16 protein-coding genes are annotated in these 16,381 nt (G+C 25.6%); 8 read left to right on the forward strand and 8 right to left on the reverse strand.

Features of this window, described 5'->3' with window-relative positions; translation table 11 throughout:
* The first annotated feature begins 82 nt into the window (after positions 1-82).
* On the forward strand, positions 83-1,636 hold the full coding sequence (locus tag GCL60_RS02640; protein WP_153418312.1) for a proton-conducting transporter transmembrane domain-containing protein: 1,554 nt from the start codon (positions 83-85) through the stop codon (positions 1,634-1,636).
* 11 nt (positions 1,637-1,647) lie between these two features.
* Positions 1,648-4,029 carry a putative inorganic carbon transporter subunit DabA gene (locus GCL60_RS02645; protein ID WP_161998048.1) on the forward strand — a complete coding sequence of 794 codons (2,382 nt, stop codon included), beginning with the start codon at positions 1,648-1,650 and terminating at the stop codon, positions 4,027-4,029.
* A 3-nt stretch (positions 4,030-4,032) separates the two neighbouring features.
* Here GCL60_RS02645 and GCL60_RS02650 read toward each other — a convergent pair whose 3' ends face one another.
* Positions 4,033-4,896: a leucine-rich repeat domain-containing protein gene (locus GCL60_RS02650; RefSeq protein ID WP_153418314.1), complete on the reverse strand. Its 864-nt coding sequence runs from the start codon at positions 4,894-4,896 to the stop codon at positions 4,033-4,035.
* A 234-nt stretch (positions 4,897-5,130) separates the two neighbouring features.
* Here GCL60_RS02650 and GCL60_RS02655 point away from each other — a divergent pair, with 234 nt between their 5' ends.
* Positions 5,131-6,624, forward strand: a complete 1,494-nt coding sequence (locus tag GCL60_RS02655) for a HAMP domain-containing methyl-accepting chemotaxis protein (RefSeq protein ID WP_153418315.1) — start codon at positions 5,131-5,133, stop codon at positions 6,622-6,624.
* A gap of 38 nt (positions 6,625-6,662) precedes the next feature.
* Positions 6,663-7,448, forward strand: coding sequence for a substrate-binding periplasmic protein (locus tag GCL60_RS02660; RefSeq protein ID WP_153418316.1), 786 nt, complete (start codon positions 6,663-6,665; stop codon positions 7,446-7,448).
* A gap of 33 nt (positions 7,449-7,481) precedes the next feature.
* Here the strand turns inward: GCL60_RS02660 and GCL60_RS02665 are convergent, their stop codons facing one another.
* From GCL60_RS02665 to GCL60_RS02685, 5 genes are all read right to left on the reverse strand, one after another.
* On the reverse strand, positions 7,482-8,030 hold the full coding sequence (locus GCL60_RS02665; RefSeq protein ID WP_161998049.1) for a carboxymuconolactone decarboxylase family protein: 549 nt from the start codon (positions 8,028-8,030) through the stop codon (positions 7,482-7,484).
* Between the two features lie 49 nt (positions 8,031-8,079).
* The gene (locus GCL60_RS02670) at positions 8,080-8,856 is read right to left on the reverse strand and encodes an SDR family NAD(P)-dependent oxidoreductase (RefSeq protein ID WP_153418318.1); all 777 of its coding nucleotides are present in this window, start codon (positions 8,854-8,856) and stop codon (positions 8,080-8,082) included.
* Between the two features lie 246 nt (positions 8,857-9,102).
* On the reverse strand, positions 9,103-9,627 hold the full coding sequence (locus tag GCL60_RS02675) for a ZrgA family zinc uptake protein (RefSeq protein WP_153418319.1): 525 nt from the start codon (positions 9,625-9,627) through the stop codon (positions 9,103-9,105).
* 67 nt (positions 9,628-9,694) lie between these two features.
* Positions 9,695-10,603 (reverse strand): HAAS signaling domain-containing protein, encoded by a 909-nt coding sequence (locus tag GCL60_RS02680; protein ID WP_153418320.1) that lies wholly within the window; start codon positions 10,601-10,603, stop codon positions 9,695-9,697.
* A 10-nt stretch (positions 10,604-10,613) separates the two neighbouring features.
* Entirely contained in the window at positions 10,614-10,952 is a 339-nt protein-coding gene (locus tag GCL60_RS02685) for a PadR family transcriptional regulator (RefSeq protein WP_161998050.1), read from the reverse strand.
* A 289-nt stretch (positions 10,953-11,241) separates the two neighbouring features.
* Between GCL60_RS02685 and GCL60_RS02690 the strand changes: the two genes are divergently transcribed.
* The 4 genes from GCL60_RS02690 (at position 11,242) to GCL60_RS17250 (ending at position 14,187) form a co-directional block, all read left to right on the forward strand.
* A complete protein-coding gene (locus tag GCL60_RS02690) occupies positions 11,242-12,027 on the forward strand; it encodes a substrate-binding periplasmic protein (RefSeq protein ID WP_153418322.1) in 786 nt (261 codons plus the stop codon).
* A 221-nt stretch (positions 12,028-12,248) separates the two neighbouring features.
* Positions 12,249-12,938 carry a beta/gamma crystallin domain-containing protein gene (locus GCL60_RS02695; RefSeq protein WP_153418323.1) on the forward strand — a complete coding sequence of 230 codons (690 nt, stop codon included), beginning with the start codon at positions 12,249-12,251 and terminating at the stop codon, positions 12,936-12,938.
* Between the two features lie 34 nt (positions 12,939-12,972).
* The gene (locus GCL60_RS02700) at positions 12,973-13,797 is read left to right on the forward strand and encodes a pirin family protein (RefSeq protein WP_153418324.1); all 825 of its coding nucleotides are present in this window, start codon (positions 12,973-12,975) and stop codon (positions 13,795-13,797) included.
* Between the two features lie 156 nt (positions 13,798-13,953).
* The gene (locus GCL60_RS17250; protein ID WP_161998051.1) at positions 13,954-14,187 is read left to right on the forward strand and encodes a hypothetical protein; all 234 of its coding nucleotides are present in this window, start codon (positions 13,954-13,956) and stop codon (positions 14,185-14,187) included.
* Here GCL60_RS17250 and GCL60_RS02705 read toward each other — a convergent pair.
* Both GCL60_RS02705 and GCL60_RS02710 read right to left on the reverse strand, forming a co-directional pair.
* On the reverse strand, positions 14,109-14,879 hold the full coding sequence (locus GCL60_RS02705) for a hypothetical protein (RefSeq protein WP_153418325.1): 771 nt from the start codon (positions 14,877-14,879) through the stop codon (positions 14,109-14,111). The two genes, GCL60_RS17250 and GCL60_RS02705, sit on opposite strands and share 79 nt — an antisense overlap.
* Before the next feature lie 201 nt (positions 14,880-15,080).
* Positions 15,081-16,136: a phosphatase domain-containing protein gene (locus GCL60_RS02710; protein WP_153418326.1), complete on the reverse strand. Its 1,056-nt coding sequence runs from the start codon at positions 16,134-16,136 to the stop codon at positions 15,081-15,083.
* Positions 16,137-16,381 lie beyond the last annotated feature (245 nt).

Raw genomic sequence — 16,381 nt, forward strand, 5'->3', positions numbered from 1 at the left:
ATAATTTATTACTCATGAATTTGAATTAGCGAATAAAATTTCGTATAATTCCTTTGTTCTATTTAACAGAGGAGAATAGTTAATGTCTTTTCCATTTGAAATTAGCTTTGCCTTATTGTCCATTCCGCTTTTAAGCCTTATTTTGGGGTGGGTATTTTGTTTTCGTGATAAATTTTTAAAATATTCTTTGGCCTTAAGGGTTATAGAGCTTTTTAGTGGCTTTTTGTTACTTTTATATGTGTTTTTAAATAAATCGTTTGAATTTAATTTTTTTAGTGGTACTTTCTTTTCTACACTTCAAATTTATTTTGGTTTAAGGGCGGATGAATTATCTGTCGTTATTCTTTCTATGATATTATTTTTATCACTTTGCATATTTAAATATTCAATAAGATATTTTGATGGTGACCCAAATAAATATCGTTTTTTTAAAGATTATCAGTTCACAATTTTTTTTGTAGTTCTTCTTGTTTTATCTAATAATTTATTGATGTTTTTTTTAGCATGGCACGGAATAAGTTATGGCCTTCACAAATTACTCCTATATTATCCTAATAGACCCAAAGCTATTTTAGCAGCAAATAAAAAATGGTTTGTAAGTCGTATTGGAGACTGCTCTCTTCTCATAGCGATTATTTTAACATATTATTTTTTTAACACCTTAAATTTTTCTGAGCTTATATCGATTTCCCATAATTCCGAAGCAATGACACAACTCCAAAATGAAAAATATTCTTCTTTTATTGGAGTTTTTGTTGCCATAGGTGCTTTAGCAAAATCAGCTCAATTTCCCTTTCATTTTTGGCTTCCTGAAACCATGGAAACACCAACACCAGTCTCTGCACTTATGCATGCTGGAATCATAAATGCAGGTGGTTTTTTAATTCTCCGTTTTTCTCCTATATTAATTCACGCTACTTTTTTTCATACAATTCTTTCTATCATTGGAGGATTTACAGCAGTATTTGCTGCTTTAGTAATGATGACTCAAACAGATATAAAGAAACAGCTTGCCTATTCCACAATTAGTCAATTAGGTTTCATGATGATCCAATGTGGAATTGGTGCATATACATTTGCATTATTTCATATGATAGCTCACGGCTTTTATAAAGCCTATTCATTTTTATCAACACCTAGTATTTTAGAGGAAAATAAAGCTCCTAAAAGAAATTTATCAAATTTTGGTTTAATATTTTCTTATTCTGTTTCTTTATTTTTCATTTTAATAGCTTTTTTTCAAAAAGAACTCCCATTTAATTCAGCTCAATTTATTTATGTGGGAATACTAATTTTAGCTTTGACACAAGTTATTGGTTCAAGAAAAGAACTTATTTTTGCACTTAAAAAAAACCCATTATACTCGGGACTATTTTTTGTAATAAGTATTTCTTTATATTTATTTTTTGAATTTGAAGTTTCTAAAAAATTTAAATACATATTTCCATCAGACTTTGACTCTGGAATTATAAATATGATTTCTACCATATTTATATTTGTTTTATTTTCATTTGGTATTTATTTAGCAAAATTAATTCAAGACATATCAAATTCTAATTCTAAAAAAATATGGGTGTTCTTTTGGAATGGAGGCTATATTCCAGCAATTTCATCAAAACTATTTAAAAAAGAATGAGGTTATCAATTATGAATCCTATTTCTAATATAATAAAAGACTCTTTAAATGTTGTCAGCCCATCCTGGCCCTTACATTCATTTGTTGGTGTTAACCCATTTTGGAATTTAAAAGAAAAACCATTTTATCTAACATTATCTGAATTGAGTTGTATAAATGGAGAAAATTTATTTTTACCAATTAATTATTTCTTAGATAAATATAATAATGGAGTTATAACATATCATGATATTAAAAAATCTATTGAATTATTAAATCATTTTAATATTAAATATAATCAAGATATTCAGTCCTTTTTAAGAGAAAGTTTAGAAGAGCAAGAACACTTATTAAGTTTTAACACTTATAGTGAATTTTTGGGAAATTTAGAAAATATTAACGTAAAAGAAATTATTGTTGATGAAATTACAAAATATTGTTCTTCTTATTTTGACCTTGGTCAAGCTGCTTTTAGTCTTAAAAATACCAAAAAAAGACTTTATTCTGAGTGGAAAGAACTTATTATTTACGATAAAACAATTTCTTATTTAGGATATAAAAATAATTTTTTAATTGAAGAAAATATTCCTGATAATCCCGAAGAAATGATAAATAAATGTCTTATTATTTTGAATATTAATAATGAAAATAATTTTAAAAATTATTTAATGAAAGTTTGTAAACACATTATGGGATGGTGTTCACATATAAAATACCAAATATGGCAAAATGATCTTGAATTAAATAAGAACTATAAAGGAACAAAATTAGAAGATATCATTGCAATTTTTATGGCATATGAATGTGTCATTAAAAATTCAAAAAAGCATTGGGATGAAGCTTGGGCTAAATTTTTAACACACCAAGAAAGTCTATTTTCTAAAAACGAAGTAGATCATATTTTTAAATTGCTTTGTATATGGCAAAGAGCTTTTGAACTATCTTATCAAAGAAAATTGTCTCATAACTTAACAAAAAATGGATTTAACTCTTCTGATATAATTAAAAAAGATATTCAAATGATCTTTTGTATTGATGTTCGTTCTGAAATTATTCGAAGAAAAATAGAAGAAACAATACCTGAAGTCTCAACTCATGGATTTGCCGGTTTTTTTGGAGTATCACTTGAATGTAATCAGGTTATTAATGAAATTTCTACTTATCGCTGTCCTGTTTTAATGCAACCTAAAATAGCCGTAAATGAAATTCTTGAAGAAAATTTTGAAAAAAAAGCTTTAGGAATAACATCATTAAATAAGTTTACAACTGGTTTAAAACAAGGTCTTGCTTCTTCATTTGCTTATGTTGAATTATTTGGAATTCTATCTGGTTTTAAAATTTTATCAAAATCAATCTCAAATAATAATAAATCAAATATTTTATTCAATAAAAAATATTTTAAAAATTCAAAATTAAATCAAAATTTAAACCTTGAAAAAAAAGTTGAAATTGCTGAATTTGTTCTTACTCATTTTGGAATTGCTGAATTTAGCAAAATCGTTATTATTTGCGGACACGGTAGTTTAACTACAAATAATGCTTTTGCTTCATCTTTAAATTGCGGTGCTTGTGGTGGCTATTCTGGAGATTTAAATGCTAGGGTTATTTGTGAAACTTTGAATGATAAAGAAGTGCGAATAAAAATAATTGAAAAAAATAAATTTAAATTATTAAAAGAAACATTATTTTTACCCGCTTTACATGAGACAGTAAGTGATGAAATTCGTATTTTAGAAGAAGATATTAGTTTAATTGAAAATCCAGCACTTTTAAATTTGAAAAATAAACTTTCAAAAATAGCAGAATCTTCACAAAAAGAACGATCTCATTATTTTAATAATTATTCTATATCTGCATCTTTACGTTCAACAAATTGGTCGGAAGTGCGGCCCGAATGGGCTCTTGTAAATAATGCATGTTTTATAATTGCACCAAGGGAACGCACTAAAAATTTAAATTTAGAAGGCCGTTCTTTTTTACATGACTATCATTTTGATCAAGATGAAGGAATGAAAACACTAGAACTTATCATGACTGCACCTATGATAGTAACAAATTGGATTAACATGCAATATTATGCATCTGCTGTGGAAAGAAATACTTTTGGATCTGGCGACAAAACAATTCATAATATTGTTGGTTTATTTGGAGTTTTGGAAGGAAATGGAGGAGATCTTAAAATAGGTTTGCCCTTTCAATCTGTTCATGACGGAAAAAATTTAGTTCATGAACCATTGCGATTAAGTGTTTTTATAGAAGCGCCTTATATTGAAATAGAGAAAATAATTGATAAGCATAAGGTTTTAAGCGATTTAATTGATAATCAATGGTTACATATTTTTGTTATTGAAAAAGAAACTAAAAATATCTTATATAGAATTTCAAAAAATAAATTTGAAAATATTTTTAATTAAAAGCTAAGTTAAAACAATACAACCTTTATTTTCTAAATGCTTTAACCAGCTTGGAAAATTTAAATTTTTATTCCAACGCAAATCCAATTTTTCTAAATCTGGTAATTCACAAATAGACTCGGGAAGTTCATTGAACAAATTATTTCTTAAATCTAAATACATTAAATCTGATAATTTTCCAATTTCTTTTGGTATAAAATCTATTTTATTATTGCGAAAACTTAAAATTTTTAACTTTTTTAAATTTGATATTTCTTTTGGAATATTTTGAATTTTATTGTCTGTAAAATCTAAAATTCTTAAATTAAATAAGTTTCCAATTTCTTTTGGCAAGAATTCTAATTTGTTTTTCATGAAATAAAGCTCTCTTATTAATTTTAAATTTAAAATACTTTCGGGTATTTTAGAAATTAAATTATTATAGGCTCTAAATTCTATAAGTTGAGACATGTTTCCAATTTCGATAGGTAATTCACTTATTTTATTATCTGTTATGTTTAAATACTTTAGTTTTTTAAAGCTACATAATTCTTCTGGAAAAACTGAAAATAAATTGTTACTCATATACAAATAGGAACTCAAATTAACTAATTCACATATTTCTTTTGGAAATCTTGATATTTTATTATGGCTTAAATCAAGCATATCTAAATTTTTTAAATTTTTAATTTCTTTTGGAATACAAGTAAGCTTATTTGATGCGATATTTAAGCTTTTTAAGTTTATTAGATTAAGAATATTTTCAGGAAAATCGGATATTTCATTATTAAAAAAACTTAAATGCTCTATGCTTAAAGTAAGATTAATATCTTTAGGAAAAATTTTTAAATTTAATGAATCTAAATTGAGAGTGTTATTATTTTTCAAATAATATTCCTTTTTTTTAATATTAAATATTATACATTTTCAAATAGCCACCTTCAAAAAAGATGGTTTTTCATTAAAGATATAGCAAATAATAAAATGAATAAAAAGGGCGTAAAGCTCTATCAAGTCCTTAACAATATGATTTTATACATTTTTTTTGTCTTTATTTTTTTTTGAAGCAACCGACAATTATAAGGATTGAATATGGTTTAAACTTTTTAATGGAATTATTTGATGAATAATAAAAGTCTTTCTTTTAAATTAAATTTGTCCATGATTATATTATTTTTACTCATTTTATTTATTTCAATTTACTCTATTTTAATGATTAATAAAACTCAGGTATATTCTGCAGAAACAGAAAATAATTGGCTACCAAGCATAGTTTCTTCTCAAAAAATGTTAAAAGTTTTTTCTTCCATTAGTAGAAGACCTCTTCGAATACTTTTAGATGAAACTGATAAAGATAGAGATGATGGAATAAAAATTTTAAATAAAGCAATTGAAGATTTTATGAAAGAGAGAGAAATTTATGAAAAATTTATCTCTGATCCAGATGAAAAAGCAGCTTATGAAACACTTAGTACTTCTTGGAAAGAATTTTCAGCTATTTTAAATAAAACGGTGGAACTTTCCAAAAAAGGATTAAAAACAGAAGGTTATAAGTTATTTAATATTGAAGGCAGACCATTTCAACTTGCGATTGAAAACTCTTTAAATAAAATTACAGAAATTAATAATAAAGGAGCGATTGAGTCTACTAAAAAAGGAAAAAATTTAACCTTTATGACTTCTATAACAGTCGCTATAACAATATTTTTATCCTTTATTATTTTAATAATTGTTATGATTATAATAAGAAAGACTACTTATTCAATAGAACTTTCAATTAAAGAGTTAAAGGATCAAAGTAGTAAAATGAAAACAATAGGTGGTACTTTAAAATCAAGCTCAAAAGTGCTTTCAGAATCTGTTATTGAGCAAGCTTCCTCAGTTCATGAAACAAGTGCTGCAATTAATGAAATTACAAGTATGATAAATAGAACAACAGAAAATTCGAAAGAATCAAGTGAAATTGCAAAAAACTCTTCTCAAAAAGCGGAAGAGGGACAAAAAATAATGAATGATCTTGTTAAATCCATGGAAACCATTCATGAATCAAACAAACAATTACAAAATATCTCTGGTATTATTGGACAAATTCAATCTAAAACAACGGTAATCAATGATATAGTTTCAAAGACTGAGCTTTTGTCACTAAATGCGTCCATTGAATCTGCTAGGGCAGGAGAATATGGGAAAGGATTTGCCGTAGTTGCTGAAGAAGTTGGTAATTTAGCTAAAATTAGTGGAAAATCTGCACAAGAAATACAAGATCTTATTACAACTAGCCAAGAACAAGTAAATAAAATATTGGGAATTACTAAAGATCGAATTGATGATGGAAAAAAAGTCACAGAATTAGCTCAAGAAACGTTTCAAAAAATAGCTGATGACATACTATCACTTGCTCGTGTTATGCAGCAAATAGCAGAAGCTACTCATGAACAAGAAGTTGGAATTCGTCAAATATCATCTGCTATGAGCCAAATTGACAAAGTAACACAAAAAAGTCAAGAGACCTCTGTTTTAACTTCTGAGTCCTCTGAAGGAGTATCTAAACAAAGTGAAAATCTTGAAATAACTTCAATGAAAATTGAAGAACTTATTAAAGGTAAGGTTTCATAAAATATCTTTTGCGTTTATTTTTATTAAAGGGTTAGAAAATGAATAAAATATTTTTGTCGAAACTTATGTTATTCTTATTTGTAATTATGCCTTATCCAGCTTTTTCTCTACTAAATATTACAGCTTGTTGGGATGCAGCAAATAGACCACCTTTTACTTTTGCAGAAGCTCAAGAGCCAAATATTAGTAGAGGATTTGTAATTGATTTACTCCAAGAAATTGCAAAGATAAAAAATTTTGATACAATTGTAGAAGGATTACCTTGGAAAAGATGTTTAGAATTAACTAAAAATGGAAACTATCAAATTGTTTTAGGAGCGACTGAAAACAAAGAAAGAAGAAACGATTATTTTTTCTCTGATTTAATTTTTACTACAAAAACTGTTTTATATTACAAGATAAGTAAATTTCCTCAGAAACCAATTATTACAAATATAAAAGATTATGATTTGTTTACATTTTGTGCTCGATTCGGAAGAAATTATAAAGATTTAAATTTTGAGAAAAACATAAAAATATATGCAAAAAATGAGAATCAATTGATCAATTTATTAAATGCAAATCGTTGTGATTTTATAATTGGAGAAAAAGAAACATTTTCAAGTTTAAAAAATATTGGAATATTAAATTTTTCTGGGCTAGCAGAATTTGAAATTAAAGGAATAAAACCAAAAAAATACTTTTTTTTAATCTCCAAAAATAAGGATAAAAACCTCATTTCTGGAGATGATCTTCTCAAAAAAATTAATGAGGGACTTAAAGAATTAAAAGAAAATCATATTTTTTTCTCACTACAGAAAAAATGGGGTATTCAAAATAATTAGTTCATATTAAATTTATATATCTGATATGAGCTTTTAAATTTCACTAAACCCTTTTAATATAGAAGTAATTCGCACGGCATCATGAATTTTATTTCTAGATACTCCCATGTGTGTAGCATGATTTTCATGAGCAATCACACATTTTTCACAGCCATTTATAATACTTATAGATATAAATATAATTTCAAATGTACCTGGATTCATAAGTGGTTTAGATAAAATTCCCATTTTTAAACCAACACTTCCATATTCATAAGAAGCATTTTTATCATTTACTTCTATATAATGGCGAAATTTATGGTATGAATTTAGCATTCCGTTAATTCCAGGAATTTGTTTTGCTTCTTCAATAATATTGTTATCAATATTTAACTGGTCAGCAAATTCTAAAGCAAATTGATTTAATGTATTATTGCGAAATACTTTACTTAAAGAAATCATTAACAAAGCAATTTCTTCATCCGTTAAATTTTCAGACAATACATATTTTTCTAAATTCGTTTTTAAGTCTTTTATGATTAATCCATTTCTATTCATTGCCAATTCATTTATAAGTTTTTCAACAAATATTTCTCTACTCATAATCATTCTCGCTTTCTGTTTTGTTTATTTATACAGTAATTTATTTATATTAATATTTATTTCTACCAGCCATTACTCCACCATCTACATCCCAAATAGCACCCGTTACCCATGAAGCTTTTTCTGAGAGTAAAAAGGAAATCACTTCTGCTATTTCTGATGGTGTACCCACTCTTCCTATTGGATGAAAAGAATTAAAACCTTGAAGTGCACTATGAACCTGATCTTTAGGAATAAAGCTTTCATAAATTGGAGTTTGTACAACGGCAGGAGAAACTGCATTGACTCTAATTTTGAATTTAGCAAGTTCCATTGCAAGATGCTGAGTTAAAGAGTGTAAACCTGCTTTTGCCATTGAATAAGCAGATGAAGGAGTTGCTTCTACTGCTTGTTTTCCCCACATAGATCCTATGTTCACAAATGAACCTTGTTTATTTAGCTTAATTAAATTTAGGGCAATTTTTTGTGAAATAAAGAAAAAAGATTTATTTATTTCCTGATACATATCATAATCTGAAACATTATAATCTATAAATGGTTTTGGTAAAAAAACCCCAGCAGCATTAACAAGTAAATTGATGTCCGCATGCGATTTATCAATCCATTCTAAAAATAATGAAACTTCATTTTGTTTCATAAGATTAACTGTATATCCTTCAACTGTTCCTAATGTTTTTAATTCTTGAACAGCAATTTCAGTTTTTTCTTTTGAAGATCCCGTAATAATTACGTGGCCTCCGTTTTCTAGAACTTTTTTAGCAGTTTCAAAGCCCATGCCACTCGTTCCACCAACGACTAATAATTTATTGTTTTTAAAATTCATCATAAAGAGCTCCTTAACTACCAACTAATTGGTTTGTTTTTATTTGAAAGAAAATCCGGTAAGAAAGATAATTCTACCGACTAGATGGTTTGTAATTGAAGTTCTTCTGCCTGTCAAGAATATTTTTCTGACTTTTTTAAATAAAAAAAATACATAACAATATTAAATTATTATGTATTAGTTAAAACAGAACATTCTAAAAGAAAATAAAAATCAACAACATATTGATTTCCATAACCAAATTTAATGCTATTGAATTACAGCGTTTCCTTTATTTTGGGATAATGAGTTTTTGACCTCATGCTTTCCTTCTAGTTCATAATAAATTTTTTGAATATTTTTAAACTTGTTGGAAAAATCAAAATTAACCTTTTTTCCATGCAAATCGCTCTTACAAATCAAATTAAATTTAACTTCAATTTCTTTATCTTGTTCATCATATTCAAATTTTTTAAATTCGTATTTACAAGCTAAATCTTTTTCAAAAGATACTATAGTTGAGATATTGTTTTTTAAATAATTATCGACATCATTTCTAATATTTTGATCTTCAGGTTTTTGAGATTTTCCATCATTGCCATAAGCATTCATGATAGGCATTTTAACTTCTAATTCAGCTTTGTTATTATGTGTACTAGAAATATCAATTTGTACATAAGCTCCATTATTTAACATATACTCTTTTGAAGATGAACTAGAAAAAGCTTGAAAAGAAACAGAAATAAGTGCTGTTGATAAAACACCAATCATAAGTTTTTTTGAATAAAAAGACATAATTATATTGCTCCTCGCTTGGCTAATAATGTTCCTTAAAAACAATTCCTAAAGAACAAATTCAAAACTAATTTTTAATTATATTTCCATTTGTGACAGAAGTTTTTAAATCAATGGCATTTGAGCTATTAGTAGATGAAAATTTATCGATAGAACCATTAACAATTTTATTATTAAAATTGTATTTTAATTTAGTGTCAGGTTTGATAAATATTTTCCCATTTTCAAGAGTAGATTCTGTTATATATACAGGATTTTCAATGTGTATTGAACCATTTAAACCATTGATCACTAATTTATTTACTATAGGAACCTGAATTTTACATTTAGCAAAAGAAATATTTCTCATATTAATTTGAATTTTTTCTTTTTCCGACTCATTAATATCTATTTTGTCATCTGAATGAGTATTTTCACAATTCCAAAAAAGTTCATTTTTATCAGTATATGTGACAAAAATATCACCTTGTGCAAAATTCAAATTAATTTCAGAAAATTTATTTTTATCTACAATAATAGATTTTGAAAGATTTTGATCTGGTTTTGAAAAATAGATTGATGTATCATCATCATTATTTAAATTAAATTTAACTTTTAAAGATCCATTTAATAATTCAAAATATCCAATATTATTATTCATGACAAATTTTGGACTTAATTTCCAAAGTAAAACAGATGAAAAAATTCCAAAAATTAATAAAGTACCTAAAAATCCTATTATGAGCCATTTAAAAATAGGATGAAACGGTGGTTTATTGGGCTTTAAGCCTTTTTCTAGCAAATATCTTGAAGCAACCTGCTCAGGTTCTCCTAAGGAATTTAAGACTGATTCAATTGATTGTGATGGATCTCGACTCAATGCTTCTAAAATATGACTTTTAATTTCTGTTATAATTTCAGCTTTTTCACTAACTGATATCGATCCTAAAGCTTTATCCAATCTATGAAGATATTTTTCTAACTTAACATCTGTCATAATACACTCCTTACTTTTTTAACTCGCAATATATAGACCACATTTTTTCATATTCGTTTTGCATTAAATTTAAAATTTGCGTCCCCTTATTTGTAAGAGAATAGAATTTTCTAGGATGTCCTGATAAACTTTCTGTTTCCCAAACAGAGGACAGCAAAAGATCGGTAGTCATTCTATTTAAAAGGGGATAAAGCGTACCTTCTTTAATAAGTAAATCGTATTTTTTAAGCTCATCTATAAGCTCAAAACCGTAAACTCTCCCTTTAAATTTGATAATCATTAAAATACTCAATTCTAAATACCCTCTTCGAATTTGAGTCTTCCAATTATCCAAATTAAGTTCATCCATACTTAGCTCCATATCATTCTATGCACCACATATTACCTAGTATCACTATGTATAATGTGATGCAAGAATTATTTTTTATAGAAAGCTAAAATTTTAAATATTTGAAATAATTGTATAAAATAATAGAAAGTCATAATATTAGAATAAGTATAAGCTAAGTTAAGTTTTAGAATACAGTTAAAAAATCATTGAACTATCAAAATATATTTAATTATTTTTAAACTAACAAAAATTATATTAGAATTTAGAGAATGAAGTCACTTTATAGAAACAAGTTAAAAGAGGAAAAATGAGAAAATACTTTCAAATTGTATTTATTCTATTATTATTTAGCAATTACTCCTTTGCAAAAACAAAAGAAATTATTTTAACTTCATTAGATTGGGAACCTTATATAGGCGAAAAATTGCACAATAATGGACCATTAGCAGAAATATTAAAAAGAGCTTTTGAACTAGAAGGGTATGAATTAAAAATTATTTTTTATCCTTGGATTAGAGCTGTTAATGAAGCCGAAAAGGCGCATGATGGTATTGATGGTTACTTTCCTGAATATTATGATAAGTCAAAAGAGGTAAATTTTATATTTTCAGAATCATTTTTTGAGAGTGAAGTGGGTTTTTTGATTAATAAAAATAAAATCAATACAATCAATTATAAGTATGATAAAAATAATTTAAATAATACCTATAGCAAAATGTATAATTTAAAATTTGGTGTAGTTAGAGGATACATTAATGAAGAAAAATTTGATGCCAATAAGAATCTAAAAAAAATTGAATCTGTTTCAGATGAAAAAAATTTAATGATGTTAGACGAAGGGAACGTTGATGCCGTTATGATTGACAAACATGTAGCTGATTATTATTTAAAGAATAATCCAGATTTATTATTCACAAGAAATAAATTTGTATTTTTAACCCCACCTATTTATATTCATAAATTATTTGTAGCATGGTCTAAATCTGGATCAGACGTTAATGATAAAATTAAAATATTAAATAACGGACTTGAAAAATTAAAAAAATCGGGAGAAATTTTAAAAATGTTAAAAAAACATGATATCTTTAATTAAATAATTTTTAATTGTTTAATTACTATCAATATGAATTAAGTATTTTTATTTACTATAATGCATATATATAAATTATAAATGACACATTAACTAAATAAATTATTTATTTAAAAAATTAAAATATATTACCATAACTATATTTGTAATAAATTATTAATCTATTAAATTGATTTATAAGAAAATTAAATTATAATAATTTTTGTTTAATAAGGAGAAAAGAAATGAGTTCTGTAGAACGTGGAAAAGTTATGTTTTATACTGAACCGAATTTTGAAGGAATTTATGTCATTTATAAAGAGGGATTTAGTAAAGCAAAATATAGTGAAGAAGAATTTTTGGATGATTCATTTTCTTCAATAAGAATTGGGCAAGGAATAAAATTATATATTTGGGAAACTTTAGATGATGATTCTCTTTTTCATATTTTGCATGAAGGAGAATATCCAAATATACTAGAAAATATAAAAAAAATCTCTAAATTTCAAATTCTAGATTCACTAACAAATTTTGCAATTGATGTCCGTTTTTTTGACCTAATTACAAATGAATATCATAATAATTACTTAATGACATTTAAATTATTAGATATAGAAGAACTTGAAATTAAATCAGGAGACAATGATTTTAAATTACTAAAATCAAAAGAAAACTCAAACGAAATAGCTTGCGCAATTTATATAAAAAGGTTTGATAATTTATATGAACCAATTAGCAATTTAATTTTTCATTGGAATAAAAAAAAAGGTAAAATTATTTCAATAACTGACGCAACAAATTTTTCAGAAAACTTATCTATTACACAAAACGATAAAACCTCTTTTACATTTACTTTAAAAACAGATGGAATAGGATTTTCTCAATTTTATTTAAATAAGACAAAAAATAATAGTAAACAAATCAATATAAAATAATAACAAATATAAATTTTGTTATGGCGGGAAAATAATGAATAATTTATCAAATAAAAGAAAAATAATTTTCCGTACCAAAGGATCTTCTCATGGAGCGATAACAAGATTAATTAGTCCTGACGATATTGGAGAAATGCTAAAGCCTTTTGTGTTTTTGGATTATGTCAATGCAAAAAATGGACCTGGATTTGCATTTCACCCTCATTCAGGAATAGCAACGTTAACTCATCCTTTAACATTTGATGTACAACATGAATCTTCTAATGGACAAATAGATACTGTTCAACAAGAGGGAATTGAGTGGGTCATTGCAGGAGGAGGTTTGTGGCATAGAGCAAAAGTATTAAGAGGACAACCAGTACAAGGATTTCAGTTATGGATTTCTTTACCACCTAATCTTGAAAATACAGAATCTTCCGCACTATTTATCTCACCAAGTGATGTCCCTAAATTAGGCCCTGTTACTGTTTTGTTAGGGGAATATGAAAATGCCAAAAGCCTTATAAAAGCACCATTAGATATAAATTGTTTTATTGTTAAGCTTAAAAAAGGAGAAGTTTGGAATTATGTCCCACCAGAAATGCATAATATTGCATGGACTTTTGCTCAAATGGGGCAAATAAAAGTAAATGAACAAATATTTAGCTCTGAACTCGTTATTTTTGAAGAAGGAAATCATAAACTTAATTTTACGGCCGTTGATAATTGTACTTTTCTTTTTGGCTCTTCTAAAAAACATGATTATCCACTTGTTCTCGGCACTCATTCTGTGCATACCAATGAAAAAGCTTTAAATGAAGGTAAAAATAAAATTGAAGAAATTAAAAAATATTTGTTAGAAACAGGAAAATTGAAATAGTATAAAAGTAAAATTAACTAGATTTTTTTTTAATCATATGCTAATAAATTTTTATACAAGCTTGTTAGCAGAATTCAAGGCATCTTTAATAAGTAAATTTATTTCTAAAAATGAAATTTAAATAAAATATTATATTTTTTATTAATTAGGTGAAATATGAATAAAATAAAATTAGTTACGTTAATTTTTTCTTTTTGTATTATGATTCCAGTCTATCCTCAATATTATAAACCTACTATTGATTGTACATGGCTTGGTAAATGTCCTAGACCTTCTCCAAAAGATAAAAAGAAAACCTTAAAAATAAATAATTATGGACAAAATTCATTATCTGCTGGAATTAGTATGGAAGGATTTTCATCATTTGTAGATGTTGTGAAACCATATTGAATTAAAGATTCTAGCAAATGCTCCTTACTTTTAAAATGATATTTATAGTTATTTGCAATCATAAAACCCTGAATTAAACGACCTTTCTTTGGAATGGTTTGTTCCCAATCTTTTATACAAATTTTATAATATTGCTGTTCAATATTTTTAGGTTCATAAAAAGTTGGCGTAAATTCACTTGATCCATGGGGTGCCAAATAAATTTTTATCTCTATTATATTCCCATTTGGAAACTTAAGAAAAGGGACTACACTTCCATCACTTTCCCCCGCAATTAGATCTCCTGTACTCCAATTTCTATCATAAATAAAATAAGGATTTTTTCCAAAATATCCAAAATTGCAAGGATTCAATCCAAAATCTAAATAAGAAAAAGTACAAATTTTATTCGTAAAATTTGTTGCAAATAAAATTTGTTCAATAGTATGAATTCCTTCTTCTGTATGAGAAGTGGCAAAAAAATAGGGTTTATTTGTAGGAAAATTATTTGACCGTCCAACAGCCATACCTGTGCAACCATTATTATTCACCAAAGAACAAAATATAAAATCTCTTCTAGACCTAATTAAAATATTATTTTCGCTTAGATCTTTATTATTTGTTTTATTATTATCAGTTATATTACAACTTATAGAAAATATAATATTTAAAAATAGGGGTAATAAATAATATATTTTATTTTTTAAAAACATTGGAACTCGCATTTTTTTAATAAAAAATAAATAATTATTTCTAATTTATAGAAATCTATAAATGAGTCATAATTTAATTATACCAATATAATTTTTTTTTAGTTATGCAGAGTGTTAATTTTGTGACTAAATAATTTAAATATAAATCGTAATATATTAGATTAGATAACAATTTTTAAAATTGTTTACATTATATAAAAATCATTTATAAGGATTACATCCTGAATTATTCGTAATTAATTGATTAAAATAAAAGAATTTTTCACTTAATTCTGCGTCATTTATAACTGCATTAGATACAAGTCTGTTCCATTCTGAATTCATAAATCCTAAGCAACCTGTCATCCATGAGTCATAAATTAACTTTTGGTTATTCAAAAAGATATGTTTATCACTGTTGCTGTAATAAATTGGATCAATTGCTAAAATAGAAGTATTTAATATTTCTAATAGATCATTTCTATTAATGACACCTAATTTATAAAATTGAAGTGCTAAATCAGAAACGGTAAAAAATGGTATTTGATTTTGATATATTTCGTATCTTTTTCTGACAATATTTTTTGAATAATTAACAATTTTATTATCACTTGGACCTTCATAAGCATAGTGAATAAATGTATATACTCTATTTGGATATAATAATTGCATTTGTTTATATACATCAGGATCAAGTTGTCCATTATCACCTAATAATATAAAATAAGCATCGGGATTATTCTCAATTATTGGTTTGATAGAACTAACTTTTCCATTATAAATACTTTCATTTATTTTCTTATTTATAAATTTAGAACTTGTTGCAAATGGAAACATAGCTTCCTGTGGTAAATTTTCATTGGCTGAAGATGAATTTTTAATTTCTCTTATTTTATTGATAATATAATTTTTATCTATACTAGGAGTCTGCTTTCCTATAAAATTCGATTCAGTCGCCATTGGAAAATGGTTAGCTTGAAGAAAATGAAGAGCTGGATACCCTAATATTCCAGGCGCTCCTGTAACATACAAAATATTTCTAGAAGGAGTTGAGTTTAAGCTATCATTGTTTTCCATGAATTTTTGAAAAAGAGTATTCATATTAAAAAACATTTTAGTCTTAATTCCATTTTCAATAAAATCTTTATTACTTACCATAACTTTAGTTATTTTTATCGTATCGTCTACGTCAGTAATAATAATAAATTTTTGAGAGAAAGCTGAATTTGCAAAATATAAAGATAAAATAACTGATAAAGCATAAAAAATATATTTCATAAATACATCCTAAAATCAAGTTATTAAGCTTATATTACAAACACTTTTTATAGAAAATAGGGTGTTTATTTAATATAGATTTTCGTTTTACTTAAGATTATATATAAAATAAATACTAATTTTGTTAAATTTTAAAAATTAATGTTAATTTAATCTAATTTTAATATAATTTATTAAATAAATAATGTAATTATTATTAAAATAAAAAAAATTATAATCGAAATATTTAATAAATAACTTGTAAA

Source organism: Silvanigrella paludirubra, assembly GCF_009208775.1.
Classification (GTDB): Bacteria; Bdellovibrionota_B; Oligoflexia; order Silvanigrellales; family Silvanigrellaceae; genus Silvanigrella; species Silvanigrella paludirubra.

Bases quoted from the DNA above. Each gene is read 5' to 3' on its own strand.
- GCL60_RS02645 (WP_161998048.1), top strand. From the start codon at position 1,648: ATGAATCCTATTTCTAATATAATAAAAGACTCTTTAAATGTTGTCAGC.
- GCL60_RS17250 (WP_161998051.1), top strand. From the start codon at position 13,954: ATGAATAAAATAAAATTAGTTACGTTAATTTTTTCTTTTTGTATTATG.
- GCL60_RS02685 (WP_161998050.1), bottom strand. From the start codon at position 10,952: ATGGATGAACTTAATTTGGATAATTGGAAGACTCAAATTCGAAGAGGG.
- GCL60_RS02695 (WP_153418323.1), top strand. From the start codon at position 12,249: ATGAGTTCTGTAGAACGTGGAAAAGTTATGTTTTATACTGAACCGAAT.
- GCL60_RS02660 (WP_153418316.1), top strand. From the start codon at position 6,663: ATGAATAAAATATTTTTGTCGAAACTTATGTTATTCTTATTTGTAATT.
- GCL60_RS02670 (WP_153418318.1), bottom strand. From the start codon at position 8,856: ATGATGAATTTTAAAAACAATAAATTATTAGTCGTTGGTGGAACGAGT.
- GCL60_RS02655 (WP_153418315.1), top strand. From the start codon at position 5,131: ATGAATAATAAAAGTCTTTCTTTTAAATTAAATTTGTCCATGATTATA.
- GCL60_RS02690 (WP_153418322.1), top strand. From the start codon at position 11,242: ATGAGAAAATACTTTCAAATTGTATTTATTCTATTATTATTTAGCAAT.
- GCL60_RS02705 (WP_153418325.1), bottom strand. From the start codon at position 14,879: ATGTTTTTAAAAAATAAAATATATTATTTATTACCCCTATTTTTAAAT.
- GCL60_RS02675 (WP_153418319.1), bottom strand. From the start codon at position 9,627: ATGTCTTTTTATTCAAAAAAACTTATGATTGGTGTTTTATCAACAGCA.
- GCL60_RS02700 (WP_153418324.1), top strand. From the start codon at position 12,973: ATGAATAATTTATCAAATAAAAGAAAAATAATTTTCCGTACCAAAGGA.
- GCL60_RS02665 (WP_161998049.1), bottom strand. From the start codon at position 8,030: ATGAGTAGAGAAATATTTGTTGAAAAACTTATAAATGAATTGGCAATG.
- GCL60_RS02640 (WP_153418312.1), top strand. From the start codon at position 83: ATGTCTTTTCCATTTGAAATTAGCTTTGCCTTATTGTCCATTCCGCTT.
- GCL60_RS02710 (WP_153418326.1), bottom strand. From the start codon at position 16,136: ATGAAATATATTTTTTATGCTTTATCAGTTATTTTATCTTTATATTTT.
- GCL60_RS02680 (WP_153418320.1), bottom strand. From the start codon at position 10,603: ATGACAGATGTTAAGTTAGAAAAATATCTTCATAGATTGGATAAAGCT.